Below are 18352 nucleotides of genomic sequence, written 5' to 3'. Positions count from 1 at the left end.
GTAGGCGGCGGTTCCTACCCGGTGATCTTCCTTAGGGACCGCACGGACCAGGTCACGGTGAGCGCCGCCAGGCCCAGCATGATGGCGAACGCGAGCGGAATCGACACGTCGGTCAGGTTGCCCGCGAACAGCGCCCGCCCGGCCTCGACCGGGTGGTAGAAGGGCGTGAACCAGGCGACCCGCTCCAGCCAGTCGGGCCCGAGCGCCATCGGCAGCAGCGCACCCGACAGCAGCATCAGCGGCAGCGCGAAGAACTGCATGATCTGCCCCATCGCGTTCTCGTCGCCGAGGCTGAGCGCCAGCCCGTACGCCACGCCCGAGGAGAACAGCCCCGTGACGGCCAGCAGGAGCAGCGTGAGCACCAGCCCGGCCGGGCCGATCCGCAGCCCCATGAGCAGCGCGATGAGGATGACCATGAACGACTGCACCACCAGCACGGCCACATCCCGCAGCATGCGGCCGAGCACGATCGAGGGCCGCCAGGTCGGGGTGACCGCGATGCGTTCCAGCACGCCGCTGCGCATCTCGTAGATGGTCCCGTACGCGACGCCCATGGTGCCGAACAGGGCGGTGATGACGAGCATCCCGGGCGCGAACATGGTCAGCGCCTGACCGAGGTCGCCGCCGTACGCCATGCCGGCGAAGAGCGGCGCGAACAGCAGCAGGTACATGACCGGCTGCATGATGCCGAACAGCGGCCAGATCGGGTTGCGGAAGGTGTTGCGCAGCTCGTGGCCCAGGAAGAGGCCGGTGTCCCTGATCATGCTTCGGCTCCCGTGTCACGAAGGGATCGGCCCGTCTTGGCCAGGAAGACGTCGTCGAGCGTGGCCCTGTCGAGCGAGATGGACGTGAGGGCGAGCCGCTGCTCCTGCAGCTCGCTCAGCAGCTTGGGCAGCGTGTGCTCGCCGTCGTCGACGTAGACGCGCAGCACCTGGTCGTCCACCCTGGCCTCCCTGGCGAGCGGGCCGAGCACGGCGGCGGCCCGCTCCGGCTCGTCGAGGCGGAGCGTCACCACGTCGCCGGAGACCTCGCGCTTGAGCTCGGCGGGGGTGCCCTCGGCGACGACCACGCCGTGGTCGACGATCGCCAGGCGGTCGCAGAGCGCGTCGGCCTCCTCCAGATAGTGGGTGCTGAGCAGGACGCTGGTGCCCTGCTCGCGCAGCTCCCTGATGCGGTCCCACAGGTTGGCCCGGTTCTGCGGGTCGAGGCCGGTGGTCGGCTCGTCGAGGAACAGCAGCGGGGGCGTGTGGACCAGCCCGAGCGCGATGGACACCCGGCGCTTCTGCCCGCCGGACAGGGTGCGGCCCGGCCGGTCGGCGATGTCGGCCAGGTCGAACCTCTTCAGCACCCGGTCGGTCGCCGCCGCGGCGTCCGCGACCCCGTACAGCCTGGCCGCGAACATCACCTGCCTGCGCGGCGAGTTCTGCTCCTCGACCCCGCCGGTCTGGCTGACGTAGCCGAGGGCGCGGCGGATCGCGGCGGGCTCCTTCAGCAGGTCGTGGCCGGCGATCGCGGCGGTGCCCGCGTCGGGCCTGATGAGGGTTGCGAGCATCCGGATCGTGGTCGTCTTGCCCGCGCCGTTGGGGCCGAGCACGCCGTAGACCTGGCCGGTCTCGACCTCCAGGTCGACGCCGCGTACGGCCTCGACGGTCCGCGCGCCCTTGCGGCCGCGCGAGGTGAAGGTCTTCTTCAACCCTTTCGCGTCAATGATCATGCTTCTCCTAAGGAAGCTCGTCGCTCTCGACCTTGTCCAGCGCCTGCCGGCACCAGTCGAGCTGCGCCCGCAGCATGGCCGTGTTGAGCCTGAGCGTCTCGTCGATGTGGCGGGGGGCGCCGAAGCGCTGTTTGGTGCCGTACGACCGGTCGGCGCCGGCGATCGTCAGCTCCAGGAGCTCGCTCCGGCTGCGGAGCGCGCTCATCAGGGTCTCCTTGTCGAGATGGTTCATGAACGTGAGCGCCACCTGGAACGGGTCGACGATCGGCATCAGCTCGTGCCAGACCGTCAGGAGCAGGCGGTGGAACTCGAACCGGCCGTCGTCGGTCATGGCGTAGACGGTGGCGCCGCCCTTGCCGGACTCGACGACCTCCAGCAGCCCTTCGTCGGCCATCTTGCCGAGCCCGTGGTAGATGGAGCCGAACTTCACGCTGGCCCAGCTGTCGGCGCCCCAGGTCTCCAGGTGGCGGCGGACCTGGTAGCCGTTGCGCGGGCCGTCGAGGAGGGTGCCGAGGATCAGAATGCGAGTTGTGGACACGGCTCAAGTTTGTACTCAAATTTGAATGACTGTCAACCGTGAAAAGCTGCTGTCCATGAGTGAACGACCCAGGGCCCTGATCACGGGCGCCTCCCGCGGCGTGGGCGCGGCCGTCGCGCGCGCTCTCGCCCCGACCCACGATGTCCTGCTCGGCGGGCGCGACACCGAGGCGCTGGACGAGGTCGCGGCCGGGTTGCCCGGCGCACGGGCGTGGCCGGTGGAGCTGACCCAGGTCACCGAGGCGGACGTGGCGGACGTCGACCGGCTCGACGTGCTCGTGCACAGCGCGGGCGTCACCCGGCTGGGCCGGATCGGCGAGCTGCCCGCCTCGGTGTGGCGCGACACCATGGAGCTCAACCTGTTCGCGGTGGCCGAGCTGACCCGGCTGCTGCTGCCCGCGCTGCGACGGGCCGGCGGCCACGTGGTGTGCGTCAACTCCGGGGCCGGCCAGCGGGCCAACCCGGGCTGGGGGGCGTACGCGGCCAGCAAGTTCGCGCTGCGGGCGTTCGCCGACGCGCTCCGGCAGGAGGAGCCGGAACTGCGGGTGACCACGGTCTACCCGGGCCGGATCGACACCGACATGCAGCGGAGCGTGCGCGAGCAGGAGGGCGGTGACTACCAGCCCGACCGTTACCTCGCCGCGGACACCGTGGCCCGTGCGGTGCTGGCGGCGGTCACCGCCGGGCCGGACGCGCACCTCACCGAGCTGACCATCCGGCCGAGCGCGGGCCCGGTCACCTGACCCTCCCTCCAGGCCCTTCCCCCGCTATCCACGGAGAACGGTGACCTGGCGGCCGGACGGCGTGGTCGCCTGCGCGAAACTCCCTCGCTCCTTCCACGCCGGGGCTTCGGGGCGCCTGTCGAAGATCACGAGCACGCCGGTGGTGAGGCTGAGCCGGTCGAGGTACCCGTCGAGCTGTACGAGACCGTCGGGCAGCGGGTCGTCCTTGCCGGCCCGCCAGACCTTCAGCTCCATGGCCTCGCGCTGCACCAGGCGTTCGCCGTCCGGGCCGGTGTAGGGCCAGCGGACGAGCACGTCCAGGCGCTTGGTGCCCGCGGCGTACTCCCGGTCGAGCTGGCCGCCGCCGTTGACCAGCCGGTGCAGGAAGGCCATGAGGATGATCTGGCAGGCGGCCTCGTGGTAGCCCTCCTGCCGGATGAGCACCTCGCCGTGCTCGCGCCAGAACACGACGAACTCCCGCAGCAGCCGCTGCAGGTCGAACCGGCCGTCCGGCAGCACGAAGCTACGCGGATCGGCCTTCACGAACCGCTCCGTACGGTCGCCCAGGACCCGTAGCAGAACCTCCCGATAGATCGGGTTGGCGATCTCCAGATCTTGGGTCCCCCGGATGAGGCCCAGATCGTGAACGTAGGAGACGTCGTCGTCGAAAGAGGTGTCCGTGCCGGGCCACGTTCCCGCCACGATCGGTTCGATCACCCGTTCCACCCGCGGTTCGTACAGCCGCGCGACGAGGGCGTCCAGATGGGTGGCACGCGCCCTTATCAACCGTTCCTTGGCGTCTTCCACGTGCCCGGCGGTGACGGTGCCGGTCACCCCCATCTCGAAGGTGATCTCGTGGGCCACGGCGTTGACCAGCCACGGCTGTCCTTGCGTCAGCTCGAATACCCGGTCCACCGCGTCCTTGGTGAACTCCTGTCCGGTCGCCTCGGTGTGCTGGTCGTACAGCTCGCCGATCTGGCCGGCGGTGAAGTCGCCCAGGCGCAGCGACTTGGTGACGATGTTGAACGGGCTGGTGGGATTGCACCGGCCCGGGTCTGCGCCCACGGCGGTCTTGTAGTCACGCACGTCGCGCAGCCCGCACAGGATCACAGAAGAGGGGAACGGGTGCCCGTCCGGGCGGGCGTTGTGACCGTCCCTGAGCTGGCAGAGGAAGCTGACCAGGCTGTTGCCCTGCAGCGCGTCGATCTCGTCGAAGAACAGCACCACCCGGCGCGGACTGCGGCGGCACCACTCGCTCAGGCCCGTACCGAATAGGGTGCCCGGCGTGGCCTCCGGCCAAGGGTCCGGCGGGAGCAGTTTCTTCGGCCAGCCCGACCGCTCGGCGGCCTCACGGATGGATTGCAGCAGGATCGACTCTCCCCAGCCGACGTCGTCACCGGCCACCTTGGCGCGCTCGCAGGAGAACGCCAGGGCCGCGATGTCGCCTTCGGCCGTCAACTCGGACGCCAGGGTGCGCAGACCCGTCGTCTTGCCGGTCTGCCGGGGCGCGTGGACCACGAAGTAGCGGTCCATGTCGATCAGCGCCCGCGCCTGGGGGAGCCGCGGAGTCGGCGGCACCATGTAGTGGAGCTGCGGGTCACACGGACCTGCGGTGTTGAAGGTTTTCGCTCTGGGTGGGCGCATGGCCACATACTGTCATCACTCCTGCGCTGCGTCCGGAGAAGGTTCAAGTGCGGCGGTCCGCCCGTTCAGCGCGATCGCCGAGGAAACGCGCCGTAGGCGAGCGAGGATGACGGATCGTGGTCGGCTTGCCGTGGTTCGTCGCCGCTGGCCGGGAGCCGACGACGGCTTCGCCGTTCTGATTCGTCTGATCCGGCTGGACGAACAGCCCGGGGTGGCGAGGCTGAATGGATCCATTCACTAGAGTGTGTTCATGCTCGACGCACTCGCGCACGTGGGGCGCGACCCCGCCACCGGCGGCTATGTCCGGGACGCCTGGTCCGACGCGGATCTCGAACTGCGCGGCTGGTTCGCCGGCGAGTCGGCGCGCAGGGGGCTGGATCTGAACGAGGACCGCAACGGCAACCTGTGGGCCTGGTGGGGCGACCCGTCCGGGGAGCCGGGCGTGGTCGCCGGGAGCCACCTCGACTCCGTCCGCCAGGGCGGGGCGTACGACGGGCCGCTCGGTGTGGTGTCCGCCTTCGCCGCGCTCGACCTGCTGCGCGAACGGGGGTTCCGGCCGGGGAGGCCGCTCGGGGTCGCCTGTTTCACCGACGAGGAGGGCGCCAGGTTCGGTGTGCCGTGCGTGGGGTCGCGGCTGCTCACCGGGGTGCTGGCGCCGGAGCGGGCGCTCGGGCTGACCGACGACCGCGGCGACACCCTGGCCGACGTGCTCATCAGGGCGGGACGCGACCCGCGCGGGCTCGGGCCCGACCCGGAGACGCTGGCCACCGTGGGGGCGTTCGTCGAGCTCCACGTCGAGCAGGGCAGGGCGCTGGCGGCGCTGGACCGGCCCGTCGGGGCGGGGCTCTCGATCTGGCCGCACGGGCGGTGGCGGTTCGACCTTCGCGGGCGGGCCGACCACGCGGGCACCACCCGGCTGACGGACCGGGACGACCCGATGCTCCTGCTGGCCCGCCTGGTGCTGTCCGCCCGCTCGGCCGCCGCCCGTCACGAGGCGCTGGCCACCGTCGGCAAGGTCCTGGTCACCCCCAACAACGCCAACGCCATCCCGGGCCACGTCGCCGCCTGGCTCGACGCCCGCGGGCCCACCGAGGAGAGCGTCCGCGCCCTCGTCCGAGACCTGTACGACCAGCTCACCGACGACACCCCAACCGGTACCAGCTCCGGGGGAAGAATCGAGGGTCCCTGGGGAGAGATTGCCGGAGAGGGAGAGATCCGTCCCGGACGGGGCGTGAACCCCTCAGGAAGCGGGGGTTTTTCCGAGGGGAGCGCGAGTTCTCGCGCGAACATGACTTTCCCCGAAGGGGGAGGGGGCCTTTCGGGAGGTGCCGACCCCTCAGGAAACGGGGGTTTTCGCGGGGGGAGCGCGAGTCCTCGCGCGAGCGCGAGTTTCCCTGGAGGGGGCGAAGTCTCTACCGGAGAGGGTGCGAACCTCTCTGGAGCGGGCGAAGTCTCTGCCGGAGGGGGCGCGAACCTCTCTGGAGGGGGTGAGGGGTCTCCCGGGCGGGGTGGGAGTTCTTCCGGTGGGCGTGTGGTGGAGGTGCGGGAGGAGTCGTGGACGCCGCTTGTGGAGTTCGAGCGGGGGTTGCGGGAGCGGGTCGCGAGGGCGGCGGGGGAGGTGCCGGTGCTGGCGACCGGGGCCGGGCATGATGCCGGGATCCTCGCCGCCGCGGGGGTGCCGGCGGCGATGCTGTTCGTACGGAACCCCACCGGCGTGTCCCACTCGCCGGAAGAGCATGCCGAGGAGGCAGACTGCCGGGCGGGTGTGATCGCGCTCGCCGACGTGCTGGAGGAGTTGTGCCGCTGAATCACCGGTGGTTCCCGGATGGTCCGGCTGATGACGTGGCGGAGGAGCTGTGTCGCTGATCTACTGGTGTGAGCAGGCGTGGCTGCCCGAAGGCGTGGTCGACGGCGTGCTGGTGGAGGTCGAGGGGGCGAGGATCGCCGGTGTCACCAGGGGCGAGCCCGGCGGGGCACGGCGCCTGGCGGGGCTGACGATTCCCGGGCTGGCCAACGCGCACTCCCACGCCTTCCACCGGGCGTTGCGCGCCGCCACGCAGAAGGGCCGGGGCGACTTCTGGACCTGGCGTGACCGTATGTACGAGGTCGCCGACCGGCTCGATCCCGATGCCTACCTGAGGCTGGCGCGGGCGGTGTACGCCGAGATGGCGCTGGCCGGGGTCACCTGCGTGGGCGAGTTCCACTACCTGCACCATGGCCCCGGCGGGACCCCGTACGAGGACCGCAACGCGATGGGGCACGCGCTGATCACGGCGGCCCGCGAGGCGGGGCTGCGCATCGCGCTGATCGACGCCTGCTACGTGTCCGGCGGTCCCGGCGTCGCGCTGGCGGGCACGCAGCTGCGGTTCGGCGACGGCGACGCCGGCGGGTGGGCGGCGCGGGCGGAGGAGCTGGCCGCCGCGTACGGGGGAGCGCCGGGCGTGCGGATCGGCGCGGCGATCCACTCGGTGCGCGCCGTGCCGCCCGAGCAGATGCCGGTGGTGGTGGAGTTCTCCCACCGGCACGCCGCGCCGCTGCACGCGCACGTCTCCGAGCAGCGGGCCGAGAACGCCGCGTGCGAGGCGGCGTACGCGGCCTCGCCCGCGCGGGTGCTGCACGAGCACGGGGCGCTGGGCCCGCGCTCGACGGCCGTGCACGCCACCCATCTGTCGGAGGCGGACATCGAGCTGCTCGGCAGCTCGCGCACCCATCTGTGCATGTGCCCGACGACCGAGCGGGAGCTGGCCGACGGGATCGGGCCGGCGCGCGAGGTGTTCGACCGCGGGTCGCCGATGACGCTCGGCTCCGACAGCCACGCGGTGATCGACCTGTTCGAGGAGGCGCGCGCCGTCGAGCTGAACGCGCGGCTCGCCACCGAGCGGCGCGGCCACTGGTCCGCCGCCGAGCTGCTGGGCGCCGCCACCGCCGCGGGCCACACCTCGCTCGGCTTCCCGGACGCGGGGCTGCTGGTGCCGGGCGCCTGGGCCGACCTGGTGACGGTACGGATGGACACGGTACGGACGGCGGGCGCGTCCGGGCTGGAGGCGGTGGCGTTCGCGGCGACGGCGGCCGACGTGCGCACGGTGATCTCGGGCGGCCGCCGGATCGTGGACGAGGGCAGGCACGTGCTCGGCGACGCGGGCGCGCTGCTGGCCGAGGCGATGGAGGAGTTGCGGTGACCACGACGCTGATCGACGGGATCGGGCTGCTCTACACGGGCGACCCGGAGCGTGAGGAGATCGAGGGCGCCGCCCTGGTGATCGAGGACGGCCTGGTCGCCTGGACGGGCGAGGCCGGGCAGGCCCCCGACGCCGACGCGCGGGTGGACGTCGCGGGCCGGGGCGTCGTGCCCGGGTTCGTCGACAGCCACGCGCACCTGGTGTTCGCGGGCGACCGGACGGCCGAGTTCCAGGCCCGGATGTCCGGCGAGAGGTACACCGGCGGCGGCATCCGCACCACGGTCGCCGCCACCCGCGCCGCGAGCGACGCCGAGCTGGCCGTCCGCGCCGCCGCGCTGGTGGCCGAGATGAACGCGCAGGGCACCACCACCGTGGAGATCAAGAGCGGCTACGGGCTGACCGTCGAGGACGAGCGCCGCTCGCTGGAGATCGCCACGACGCTCACCGACGAGACCACGTTCCTGGGCGCGCACGTGGTGCCCGCCGGCGCCGATCCCGACGCGTACGTGCGGCTCGTCACCGGCGACATGCTCCGGGCGTGCGCACCGTACGCGAGATGGGTGGACGTGTTCTGCGAGCGCGGCGCGTTCGACGGAGACCAGACCAGGGAGATCCTCACCGCCGGCATGAAGGCGGGGCTGCGCGCCAGGGTGCACGCCGGCCAGCTCGGCGAGGGCCCTGGGGTGCGGATCGCGTGCGAGCTGGGCGCCGCGTCGGCCGACCACTGCACCCACCTGACCAGCGCCGACGTGGACGCGCTCGCCTCGTCGGGCACGGTCGCGACGCTGCTGCCCGGGGCCGAGTTCTCCACCCGCTCCCCGTACCCCGACGCCAGGAGGCTGATCGACGCGGGGGTGAGCGTCGCGCTGGCCACCGACTGCAACCCGGGCTCCTCGTACACCTCGTCGATGCCGTTCTGTGTGGCGCTCGCCGTGCGGGAGATGCGGATGACGCCGCTGGAGGCGATCAGGGCGGCCACCGCGGGCGGGGCGCGCGCACTCGCCAGGACGGACGTAGGCTTGCTGCGGCCGGACAGCCGCGCCGACCTCGTCGTCCTCGACGCTCCCTCCTACGTCCACCTCGCCTACCGGCCCGGCGTTCCCCTCGTTCACCAGGTGTTCCGCGGCGGTCTCCTTCTTGAGTAGGACATCCAGAACCCTCCCGTGGTCGTAGTTCTTTTGGGAATCTTTGCTTCCGTTCGGACGTTGGCCGGGTATAGAACGCAGCTGCGGAACGAGGTGCCTGGGGATGGCAAGGCCTACGGGGAGTCGCGCGCAGGAGCAGCACGTCGCGGACCGAGATCTACTGGGGACCTACCTGGCTGAGATCGGCAGGGTCCCGCTGCTCACCGCGGAGGAAGAGGTGGAGCTCGCCAAACGGATCGAGGCGGGTCTTTTCGCCGAACAGCTGCTCGACAGTGGGGGGTCGGAGCCGCGGATCGGTGACACGGCGGACGAGGAGCTGGAGCGCCTGGCGGTCTCGGGCCAGCGGGCGAAGGACGAGTTCATCCAGGCCAACCTGCGCCTGGTGGTGGCCGTGGCCCGCAAGTACTCGGGGCGCGGGATGCCCCTCATCGACCTGGTCCAGGAGGGCAACCTCGGGCTGGTGCGGGCGGTCGAGAAGTTCGACTACAAGCGTGGATACAAGTTCTCCACCTACGCCACGTGGTGGATCAGGCAGTCGGTGGGGCGGGCCATCCACGAGCAGGCCAGGCCCGTGCGGCTGCCCACGCACGCGGGGGAGCAGATGACCCGGCTGATGCGGGTGCGCCGCGACATGCTGGCGGAGTTCGACGCCGAGCCGACCGACGAGGACCTCGCGCAGATTCTGGAGCTGCCCGTCGAGCGCGTACGGGAGCTGCGCCGTTGGGCGTCCGACCCGGTGTCGCTGCAGCTGGGCGTGGGCGACGAGGACGAGACCGAGCTGGGCGACATGATCGCCGACGAGACCTGGGCCGACCCCGAGCAGCAGGCGATCGACATCCTGGAGCGTGAGCGGCTCGACGAGTGGCTGACCGGGCTGGAGGGCGACACGCGCGACATGTTGCGCTGGCGTTACGGGCTGGTCGACGGGCGCGAGCACACGCTCACCGAGGTGGGCGAGCGTTACGGCATCGGGCGTGACCGCGCCCGACGGATCGAGCGCGACGCGCTGGCGCGGCTGCGCCGCATGGCCGACGCCGCCGCCTGACAAGGCTTCCACGAGGCCGGTTCCCCGACGGGGGCCGGCCTCGCCGCTTGTCCGGCCGCAGGAGGACCGTAGGCTCAGGGTCATGATCGTGAAGACAATCCGTCGTTATCCGGTGAAGTCGCTGCTGGGTGAGGACGTCCCCGGCGTACGGGTGACCGAGCGAGGGCTGGACGGCGACCGGGTCAGGGCCGTGCTCGACGTCGCGACGGGAAAGATCGCCAGCGCCAAGAACCCGCGGCTCTGGCGCGGCCTGCTGGCCCTGCACGGCAGCGCGGTCCCCGGGGACGAGGAGCTGTCGGAGCTGCTGGGCCGGGAGGTCCGCGTGGTGGACGTGCCGCCGGCCGGCGCGGAGCTGGAACGGTCGGTGCCTGAGGAGGTGCTGGGCAAGGGCGTCGAGGCCGACGTGGCGTTCACGGTCAGCCAGGTGGGCGGGATCGCCCCGCCGGGCACGTTCTTCGACTTCGCGCCCGTCCACCTGATGACCACGTCGACGCTGGCCGCGATCGGCGAGCTCAGCCCGCGAGGGACGGTGGAGGCCGTGCGCTACCGGCCCAACCTGGTGATCGGGACGGACGAGCCCGGGTTCGTGGAGAACGGCTGGGTGGGCCGCGAGCTGGAGATCGGCGACGAGCTGGTCCTCCAGATCGTCATCCCCACCCCGCGCTGCGCGGTGCCGACGCTGGCGCACGGCGAGTCGCCGCGCGATCCCGACGCGCTGCGCACGGTGGCCCGGCACAACCGCGTCGACATCCCCGGCCTGGGATCCGAGCCGTGCGCGGGCGTGTACGCGCGGGTGCTGCGCCCCGGCGCCATCGTGACCGGCGACCCGGTACGGCTGCGCCCGGCGGGCTGAGCGCGACACGCCGGGAAGCGACCGGAAAGTTCCCGAATACCGGTCGTGAGGTGACCGAAACTCTCCCGAAACACCCGTGTGGCGAGATTCACGAACGTGAAACACACCAGGTCGAGCCCCGAAACGGGGGCCGAACACGCTGGGGCGATCACGTCACACCAAAGGAGGGTCGCGTCGTGCAGATCGATACCGGCACCACGGCCTGGATGCTCACCGCCACCGCGCTCGTGCTCTTGATGACCCCCGGTCTCGCGCTGTTCTACGGCGGGATGACCAGGGCCAAGAGCGTCCTGAACATGATGATGATGTCGTTCGCCGCGATCATCGTCGTCACCGTACTCTGGCTGTTCTACGGTCACTCCCTCGCCTTCACCGAGAACCCCGTCTCGGCGATCAACAACTTCGTCGGCGGGTTCGACGCGCTCGGTCTGCAGAGCCTCGTCGACACGGCCACGGCTGACGACGGCTCCGGCATGCCGAGCCTCGTCTTCTCGGCCTTCCAGCTGACGTTCGCCATCATCACCGTCGCGCTGATCAGCGGCGCGATCGCGGACCGGGCGAAGTTCGGCGCCTGGGTGCTGTTCGCGGCGGTCTGGGCGACGATCGTCTACTTCCCGGTCGCCCACTGGGTCTGGGGCGGCGGCTGGCTCAACTCGATGGGCATCGAGGACTTCGCCGGCGGCACCGTCGTGCACATCAACGCCGGCGCCGCGGCTCTCGCCCTGGCACTGGTCATCGGCAAGCGGCAGGGCTGGCGCAAGGAGCCGATGCGGCCGCACAACCTCACGCTCGTGCTGCTCGGCGCGGCCATGCTGTGGTTCGGCTGGTTCGGCTTCAACGCCGGCTCCGAGCTCATCGTGGACGGCATCGCCGGTCTGGCCTTCATGAACACCCAGCTCGCCACCGCCATCGCGGCCGGCGCCTGGATCGTGGTGGAGAAGCTCCGCGACGGCCACGCGACCAGCCTCGGCGTCGCCTCCGGCGCGGTCAGCGGCCTGGTCGCCATCACCCCGGCCTGTGGATTCGTCGACCCCTGGGCTGCCGCGCTCATCGGCCTCGTCGCCGGCGCCGTCTGTGCCTTCGCGGTCGGCCTGAAGTACAAGCTCAACTACGACGACTCGCTCGACGTGGTCGGCGTGCACCTGGTCGGCGGCGTGATCGGCGCGGTCGCGCTGGGCTTCGTGGCCGCCTACCCGGCCACCGACGCGCAGGGCCTGGGCCTGTTCTACGGCGGCGGGCTCGGTCAGCTGGGCCTGCAGGTGCTCGGCCCGGTCGCGGTCGGTCTCTACTCGTTCGTGGTCACCTGGGTCATCGGCACGGTCATCCACAAGACGATGGGCTTCCGGATCCCGGTCGAGGACGAGGTCACCGGCATCGACGTCACCACCCACGCCGAGACCGGTTACGACCTCGGCACCGTGCACGCCTCGGGCGTGACCTCCCCCAACGGCCCCGTCACCCCGGCTCCCAAGAAGGTGGAAGCATGAGGCTCATCACAGCCGTCATCAAGCCGTTCAAGCTCGATGACGTGAAGGCCGCCCTGGAGCAGTTCGGCATCAAGGGCATGACCGTCAGCGAGGCGAGCGGCTACGGCCGCCAGCGCGGCCACACCGAGGTCTACCGCGGCGCCGAGTACCAGGTGGACCTGGTGCCCAAGGTCCGCGTGGAGGTCCTGACCGAGGAGGACGACGCCGAGGACGTCATCGACGTCATCGTCAAGGCGGCGCAGACCGGCAAGATCGGCGACGGCAAGGTGTGGTCGGTCCCCGTCGACACCGTGATCCGGGTGCGGACGGGCGAGCGCGGGCCGGAGGCCCTCTGACGACGGCGCCTGGGTGGAGCAGGGGGAACAGTGAGGGATGAGGCGCGCTCGTACGCCGCGGCCCGCAAGGAGCGGACCGCCGACACCGATCGCTGGCTCAAGGATCTCTTCCGCACGGCGAGCGACGGAGAGCACGTCTCCCTGGTCGCGGTCGGCAGCCTCGGGCGGGGCGAACTCGCCCCGGGCAGCGACCTGGACCTCGTCCTGCTCCACAACGGCCGATCGGACGTCGGCCGGATAGCCGACCGCATCTGGTACCCCGTCTGGGACTCCGCCATCGGCCTCGACCACTCCGTCCGGACCGTGGACGAGGCCGTGGCGGTGGCCCGCGAGGATCTCAAGGCCGTGCTGGGCCTCATCCAGGCCCGGCACGTGGCGGGTGACCCGGACCTGACGAGGAGGGCCAGGGAGGCGGTGCTCGCCGAGTGGCGGGCCGACTCCCGGCGCAGGCTGGGCGAGCTGCGCGACGCGGCCGACCAGCGGGCCCAGACCAGCGGAGAGCTGGCCTTCCTCCTCGAACCGGACCTCAAGGACGGCCGCGGCGGGCTCCGCGACGTCCAGGCGATGCAGGCCGTGGCAGCGGCCTGGGTGGCCTCCGCGCCCGGACCCCGGGCGCGTGAGGCCCACGAGTTCGTCCTCGACGTCAGGCACGCCCTCCACGTCGTCACCGCGCGCGGCACCGACAGGCTCGTGCTGCAGGAGCAGGACGCGGTCGCCGGACTCCTCGGCCTGCTCGACGCCGAGGCGGTCATGCGCAGGCTCGCCGAGGCGGGCCGGACGATCTCCCACGCGTTCGACGCGACCTGGCGCACGGTTGACAGGCTGCTGTCAGGGCCGGCCCCCCGTGGCCGCCGCCCGCTCGCCGACGGGGTGGTCGAGCACGGCGGCGAGGTGGTGCTCGCCAGGGGCGTCTCGCCCCGCAAGGACCCGGTGCTGGTGCTGCGCGCCGCCGCCGCGGCGGCCGAGTCCGGCCTGCCGCTGGCTCCCGCCTCCGTGTCCGTTCTCGCAGCTCAATCGGCGCCGATGCCGGTGCCGTGGCCGGAGGAGGCACGGGACGCGCTGGTGTCGATCCTCGGCGCGGGACGCGCGGCCGTGCCCGTGTGGGAGGAGCTGGACCAGGCGGGGATCATTGTCAAACTCCTCCCTGACTGGGAGCGGGTGCGGCACCGTCCGCAGCGCAACCCGATCCACCGCTTCACCGTCGACCGCCACCTGATCGAGGCGGCCGCGAACGCCGCCGGTCACACCCGTGAGGTCTCGCGCCCCGACCTGCTGCTGATCTCGGCGCTGCTGCACGACATCGGCAAGGGCTGGCCCGGCGACCACTCCTCGACCGGCGAGGTCGTGGTGCGCGACATCGGCGTCCGCATCGGCCTGCCGCCCCGGGACGTCGACGTCCTGGCCACGGTGGTCCGCCACCATCTGCTGCTGCCCGAGACCGCCACCCGGCGCGACCTGGACGATCCCGTCACGATCGAGAAGGTCGCCGCCACCGTGGGCTCCCGCGAGGTGCTGGAACTGCTGGCGGCGCTGGCCGTCGCCGACGGCAACGCCACCGGCCCGGCCGCGTGGAACGCCTGGAAGGCCGGCCTCGTCGCCGACCTCGTACGCAGGGTGCGCTCGGTGCTGTCCGGCTCGCCGCCGCCCAAGGCGCCCTCGCTCTCGCCCGAGCAGGCCGCGCTGGCCCGCCACGGCGGCGGTGCGGTGCGGGTCAACGGCGGCGCGGTGACGGTGGTCGCGCCCGACCGGGCCGGCCTGCTGTGGAGCGCCGCCGGGGTGCTGGCCGCGCACCGGCTCGTGGTGCGCTCCGCCTCGGCCGCCTCCGCCGGCGCCACCGCCGTGATCGAGTTCTCCGTCATCCCCGAGTACGGCTCGCCGCCGGATCCTGCGACCCTGGAAGCCGATCTCCGCCTGGTGCTTGCCGGGCGTCTTGACATCGAGCAAAGACTGGCCCGCCGTACGCGGTCGATGAGGCCGGCCCGGGTGCCGGTCGCGCCGCCCAAGGTGACGCTGGTGGACGACGCCTCCGCCACCGCCACCGTGGTCGAGGTCAGGGCACATGACAAGCCCGGACTTCTGTGGCGTATCGGCCGCGCCTTCGGCGACTGTGGTCTTGACGTGAGAGCCGCTCGCGTAGAGACTCTCGGCGCGGAGGCGGTGGACGTGTTCTACGTGGTCGACCGTGCTGGACGCCCCCTCAGCGACAGCACTCAACGCAACCAGGTCCGCGACGCCGTGCTTGCCGCACTGCGATAACCGACAGCACACGACACGCGGTCACATTTGTAACGATTGTGTCCGGTTTGTGCGTTACGTCAGATGCTGCGGATACCTTGTGGACGGCCTGATGACCGCATGGGATCGGGATGATTGAGGGGTAGCAGGAGCAGTGACTACGGGGAACTCCGACGGCGGCTTCGCCGCCAGGCGTGAACGCGCCAAGCGGGCACTGCCTCGGCTCGCGCTGCGCAACTGGCGAGTGAGATGGCGGTTGACCGCACTCGTCCTGGTTCCCACCATCGCCGGCGTCGTGCTCGGGGGAGCGCGCGTGGTGGAGTCCGTCCAGAGTGTCGCCGCCTTCGACCGCACGGCCGTCGCGGCCGAGCAGGCCGGGCGGATCCGCGATCTGGTGCAGGCCCTCGGGCTGGAGCGTGACACCGGCGGCTGGCACAACGCCGCCCGGACCCAGCGCAAGCGGCTGGAGAAGCCGTACGAGGAGCGCAAGGCGGAGGTCGACCGGCTCGTCAGGGCGGTGAAGGCGGACCTCGGCGCGATGGACGAGTCCTACGGCGACCGCGTCACCGACGTCGTCGCCCGCGCCCACATCGACCTGGACAACCTGCCCAGGACCAGGGCCGAGGGCCAGCGCGACACCACCCGGTACGACACGGTGCTCGACACCCTGCTCCGCCTGCACGACGAGCTGAGCCTGCTCAGCGAGGACCCCGAGATCGTCGGCCGGTTCCGCGCCCTGAGCGCCCTGACCAGGGCCAAGGAACAGGTCTCCCGCCAGCGCGTCCAGCTCCTGCGCGGCTACTACAACGCCGAGAGCGTGGACGCCAAGGAAGTCGAGCGGTTCATCGCGGCGAACGCCGCCCAGCGCAACCAGATCCAGGTCGTGACGCAGGAGGCCGGCGCCGTGACCGGCATGGAGCTGCAGCGCGCGCTGACCATCCCCGAGTACTACAACAGTGAGCTGACCAAGTCCCGGGCCGTCACGCTGGCCAGCGGCCGCGCGCCTGGCGTCCGGATCAGGGACAACCTGCTCGCCTCGACGAACCCCGACACGGCGCCGCCGGACCAGTGGTTCGAGGACAACGCCAAGGTCATCGCCGCGCTCGTCTCGGTCGAGAGCTCGCTGGGCGAGCAGGTGGCGCTGCGGTCGCAGGAGCTGCGCGACTCCGAGGTCCGCGACGCGATCATCGTCGGCACGCTGATCGTCGGGCTGCTCCTGATCGTGCTGCTGCTCACCGTCGCCATCGCCCGCTCGATGGTCACGCCGCTGCGCCGCCTGCGCACGGAAGCGCTGGAGATCGCCGGGTTCCGCTTGCCGGACGTGGTCCGCCAGCTGCGGGTCTCCGGCGAGACCACCGCCCCCGATGTACGCCCGATCGACGTCGCGGGCAACGACGAGATCGGCGAGGTGGCCCGCGCCTTCGACCAGGTGCACCGCCAGGCGGTGCGGCTGGCGGGCGAGGAGGCCGAGCTGCGCGGCAACATCAGCGCGATGTTCGTCAACCTCTCGCGCCGCACCCAGACGCTGGTCGAACGGCAGATCTCGCTGATCGACGGCCTGGAGAAGGGCGAGCAGGACGGCGGCCGGCTGGCCGACCTGTTCAAGCTCGACCACCTGGCCACCCGCATGCGCCGCAACTCCGAGAACCTGCTGGTCCTCGCCGGCCACGAGCCCACCCGCCGGCGGAGCCAGCCGGCCAAGCTGGTCGACGTGGTGCGCGCCGCGCTGTCGGAGGTCGAGGGGTACGAGCGCGTGCAGGTCAAGGTGCACCGCGCCACCTCGGTGCTCGGCAGCGTCGCCAACGACCTGGTCCACCTGGTGGCCGAGCTGGTGGAGAACGCGCTGCAGTTCTCGCCCAGCAACTCGCAGGTCACCGTCTCCAGCAGCCTCATCGAGGGCGGCGGGGCCCTGCTGTCGGTCACCGACAGCGGCATCAGCATGACCGAGGAGGAGCTGGCCGAGGCCAACCGCCGCCTGGCCGAGCCCCCGGTCGTGGACGTGTCGGTGTCCCGGCGCATGGGCCTGTTCGTGGTCGGCCGCCTGGCGCTGCGCCACGGCATCCGGGTGCAGCTGCGCAGGGGCGAGGGCATCGGGCTGATCGCCATGGTGCTCATCCCGCCGGCGCTCATCCAGGACGCCACCAGGCAGCCGCTGCCGCAGCGGCCCGCGTTCGGCGGGGGCAGCACGTCCGTGCCGCACCGGCCGCAGGTGCCCGCGCAGAACGGCTACCGCTCGCACGGGAGCCTCGACTCCTACGACTCCGGAGCGGGCCGGCCCGCGCTGGGGCCGTTCGGCGCCGACACCGACGCGCCGCGTCACTCCTACGACTCGGGGACGTTCCCGTCGTACCCGAGCGCGCCCCCCGGCCAGCAGGGGTTCGCGCCCGGCTCGTACCCGCCCGTCCAGCCGCCCGCCCAGGAGCGGCCCGGATCCTTCCCCTCGTTCCCGAGCCAGGAGCTGCCGCGCAGGCAGCCCGGACGCTCCGACTTCCCGAACCCGGACGTCCCGAGTCCGGAGGGTCCGCCGACGGCCCGCCACGCCGCGAACGACGTGCGCAGGCCCGAGCCGCCGCCCTCGACGGACGTCTCGCCGATCGAGGCCGAGCGGGAGGAGTACCTGCCGATCTTCGCCGCGGTGGAGTCGGCCTGGTTCCGCCGGCCGCCGGAGGAGCAGGCGCAGGAGGCAGGCGGGAGTGAGGACAGTTCCGCACAGCCCGTACCCTCTGGGGAGGAAGCGTGGCGGAACGCCGCCGACGCCGGTTGGCAGGCGGCGGCCGCCGCGAGCGACCCGAGCCTGGGCGGCGTCACCTCCGCGGGGCTCCCCAAGCGCAAGCCGAAGGCGAACCTCGTGCCGGGATCGGCCGGTCGCCCGGCGCCTCAGCAGGAGGCTCAGCCGCCCAGGCCGCCCCTGTCGGCCGAGCGGATGCGCAACAGGATGGCCAGCTTCCAGCAGGGAGTGCGGCGGGGTCGTGCGGAAGTACGCGAACAGGAGGAGCAAGAGTGAGCGAGCGTCCTGAGGAGGGCGAGTGACGACCCTCAGTCACGAGGCGCACCGGTTCGACTGGCTGATCACCGACTTCGTGCGGAACACGCCAGGGGTCGCGCACGCGGTCGTCGTATCCGCTGACGGGCTGTGCCTGGCCGCCTCCGAAGGCTTCCCGCCGGACCGGGCCGACCAGCTCGCCGCGGTGTCGGCCGGACTGCTGAGCCTCACCGTGGGAGCCTCGCGGGTGTTCGAAGGCGGGGCCGTCACGCAGACCGTGGTGGAGATGCAGCGCGGGCTGCTCATCGTCATGGCCATCAGCGACGGCTCGGTCCTGACCGTGCTGGCCGGACCGGACTGCGACATGGGGCTGGTGGCGTACCAGATGACGCTGCTCGTCGACCGCGCGGGCCAGGCGCTCACGCCGGCGCTCCGCGCCGAGCTGCAAGCGGCTAGGACGCGGTGATGTGAAT

At 71.8% G+C, this 18352-nt stretch carries 15 protein-coding genes; 11 read left to right on the top strand and 4 right to left on the bottom strand.

Annotated elements, in window-relative coordinates; translation table 11 throughout:
* Window positions 1-14: 14 nt before the first annotated feature.
* From ABD999_RS07325 to ABD999_RS07315, 3 genes are read right to left on the bottom strand one after another with little or no spacing between them, the layout of a single operon-like run.
* A complete protein-coding gene (locus tag ABD999_RS07325) occupies window positions 15-764 on the bottom strand; it encodes an ABC transporter permease (RefSeq protein WP_148033832.1) in 750 nt (249 codons plus the stop codon).
* Window positions 761-1714, bottom strand: a complete 954-nt coding sequence (locus tag ABD999_RS07320) for an ATP-binding cassette domain-containing protein (RefSeq protein ID WP_271275884.1) — start codon at window positions 1712-1714, stop codon at window positions 761-763. The genes ABD999_RS07325 and ABD999_RS07320 overlap by 4 nt, the downstream gene beginning before the upstream one ends.
* A gap of 7 nt (window positions 1715-1721) precedes the next feature.
* Window positions 1722-2252, bottom strand: coding sequence for a PadR family transcriptional regulator (locus ABD999_RS07315; RefSeq protein ID WP_148033831.1), 531 nt, complete (start codon window positions 2250-2252; stop codon window positions 1722-1724).
* A 55-nt stretch (window positions 2253-2307) separates the two neighbouring features.
* On the opposite strand from ABD999_RS07315, the gene ABD999_RS07310 reads away from it, so the two are divergent.
* Window positions 2308-2994 carry an SDR family oxidoreductase gene (locus ABD999_RS07310; RefSeq protein WP_148033830.1) on the top strand — a complete coding sequence of 229 codons (687 nt, stop codon included), beginning with the start codon at window positions 2308-2310 and terminating at the stop codon, window positions 2992-2994.
* Between the two features lie 24 nt (window positions 2995-3018).
* Here the strand turns inward: ABD999_RS07310 and ABD999_RS07305 are convergent, their stop codons facing one another.
* Window positions 3019-4617: a hypothetical protein gene (locus tag ABD999_RS07305; protein WP_271275883.1), complete on the bottom strand. Its 1599-nt coding sequence runs from the start codon at window positions 4615-4617 to the stop codon at window positions 3019-3021.
* A gap of 250 nt (window positions 4618-4867) precedes the next feature.
* Between ABD999_RS07305 and ABD999_RS07300 the strand changes: the two genes are divergently transcribed.
* The 10 genes from ABD999_RS07300 (at window position 4868) to ABD999_RS07255 (ending at window position 18345) form a co-directional block, all read left to right on the top strand.
* Window positions 4868-6424, top strand: a complete 1557-nt coding sequence (locus ABD999_RS07300; RefSeq protein WP_271275882.1) for an allantoate amidohydrolase — start codon at window positions 4868-4870, stop codon at window positions 6422-6424.
* Between the two features lie 49 nt (window positions 6425-6473).
* Window positions 6474-7796 carry a formimidoylglutamate deiminase gene (locus ABD999_RS07295; protein WP_271275881.1) on the top strand — a complete coding sequence of 441 codons (1323 nt, stop codon included), beginning with the start codon at window positions 6474-6476 and terminating at the stop codon, window positions 7794-7796.
* On the top strand, window positions 7793-8941 hold the full coding sequence (gene hutI, locus ABD999_RS07290; protein WP_271275880.1) for an imidazolonepropionase: 1149 nt from the start codon (window positions 7793-7795) through the stop codon (window positions 8939-8941). Before ABD999_RS07295 ends, hutI begins: the two co-directional genes overlap by 4 nt.
* Before the next feature lie 103 nt (window positions 8942-9044).
* Entirely contained in the window at window positions 9045-9986 is a 942-nt protein-coding gene (locus ABD999_RS07285) for a sigma-70 family RNA polymerase sigma factor (protein ID WP_148033826.1), read from the top strand.
* Window positions 9987-10068: 82 nt separating this feature from the next.
* Window positions 10069-10839 carry an MOSC domain-containing protein gene (locus ABD999_RS07280; RefSeq protein ID WP_271275879.1) on the top strand — a complete coding sequence of 257 codons (771 nt, stop codon included), beginning with the start codon at window positions 10069-10071 and terminating at the stop codon, window positions 10837-10839.
* Between the two features lie 176 nt (window positions 10840-11015).
* The gene (locus ABD999_RS07275; RefSeq protein WP_148033824.1) at window positions 11016-12326 is read left to right on the top strand and encodes an ammonium transporter; all 1311 of its coding nucleotides are present in this window, start codon (window positions 11016-11018) and stop codon (window positions 12324-12326) included.
* A complete protein-coding gene (locus tag ABD999_RS07270; RefSeq protein ID WP_148033823.1) occupies window positions 12323-12661 on the top strand; it encodes a P-II family nitrogen regulator in 339 nt (112 codons plus the stop codon). The genes ABD999_RS07275 and ABD999_RS07270 overlap by 4 nt, the downstream gene beginning before the upstream one ends.
* Window positions 12662-12691: 30 nt before the next feature.
* Window positions 12692-14917 (top strand): [protein-PII] uridylyltransferase, encoded by a 2226-nt coding sequence (locus tag ABD999_RS07265; RefSeq protein WP_271275878.1) that lies wholly within the window; start codon window positions 12692-12694, stop codon window positions 14915-14917.
* A 133-nt stretch (window positions 14918-15050) separates the two neighbouring features.
* Window positions 15051-17900 carry a sensor histidine kinase gene (locus ABD999_RS07260; protein ID WP_271275877.1) on the top strand — a complete coding sequence of 950 codons (2850 nt, stop codon included), beginning with the start codon at window positions 15051-15053 and terminating at the stop codon, window positions 17898-17900.
* 22 nt (window positions 17901-17922) lie between these two features.
* Window positions 17923-18345, top strand: coding sequence for a roadblock/LC7 domain-containing protein (locus ABD999_RS07255; RefSeq protein ID WP_148033820.1), 423 nt, complete (start codon window positions 17923-17925; stop codon window positions 18343-18345).
* Window positions 18346-18352 lie beyond the last annotated feature (7 nt).

Origin of the sequence: Nonomuraea ferruginea, from assembly GCF_039540635.1 — a bacterium.
Lineage (GTDB): Bacteria > Actinomycetota > Actinomycetes > Streptosporangiales > Streptosporangiaceae > Nonomuraea > Nonomuraea ferruginea.
The sequence above is the reverse complement of the archived record's forward strand: the minus strand, read 5'-3'. Positions and strand labels throughout refer to the sequence as shown.

Coding starts and splice junctions, on each gene's coding strand:
- ABD999_RS07310 (WP_148033830.1), top strand. CDS start 2,308: ATGAGTGAACGACCCAGGGCCCTGATCACGGGCGCCTCCCGCGGCGTG.
- ABD999_RS07300 (WP_271275882.1), top strand. CDS start 4,868: ATGCTCGACGCACTCGCGCACGTGGGGCGCGACCCCGCCACCGGCGGC.
- ABD999_RS07270 (WP_148033823.1), top strand. CDS start 12,323: ATGAGGCTCATCACAGCCGTCATCAAGCCGTTCAAGCTCGATGACGTG.
- ABD999_RS07285 (WP_148033826.1), top strand. CDS start 9,045: ATGGCAAGGCCTACGGGGAGTCGCGCGCAGGAGCAGCACGTCGCGGAC.
- ABD999_RS07305 (WP_271275883.1), bottom strand. CDS start 4,617: ATGCGCCCACCCAGAGCGAAAACCTTCAACACCGCAGGTCCGTGTGAC.
- ABD999_RS07325 (WP_148033832.1), bottom strand. CDS start 764: ATGATCAGGGACACCGGCCTCTTCCTGGGCCACGAGCTGCGCAACACC.
- ABD999_RS07280 (WP_271275879.1), top strand. CDS start 10,069: ATGATCGTGAAGACAATCCGTCGTTATCCGGTGAAGTCGCTGCTGGGT.
- ABD999_RS07320 (WP_271275884.1), bottom strand. CDS start 1,714: ATGATCATTGACGCGAAAGGGTTGAAGAAGACCTTCACCTCGCGCGGC.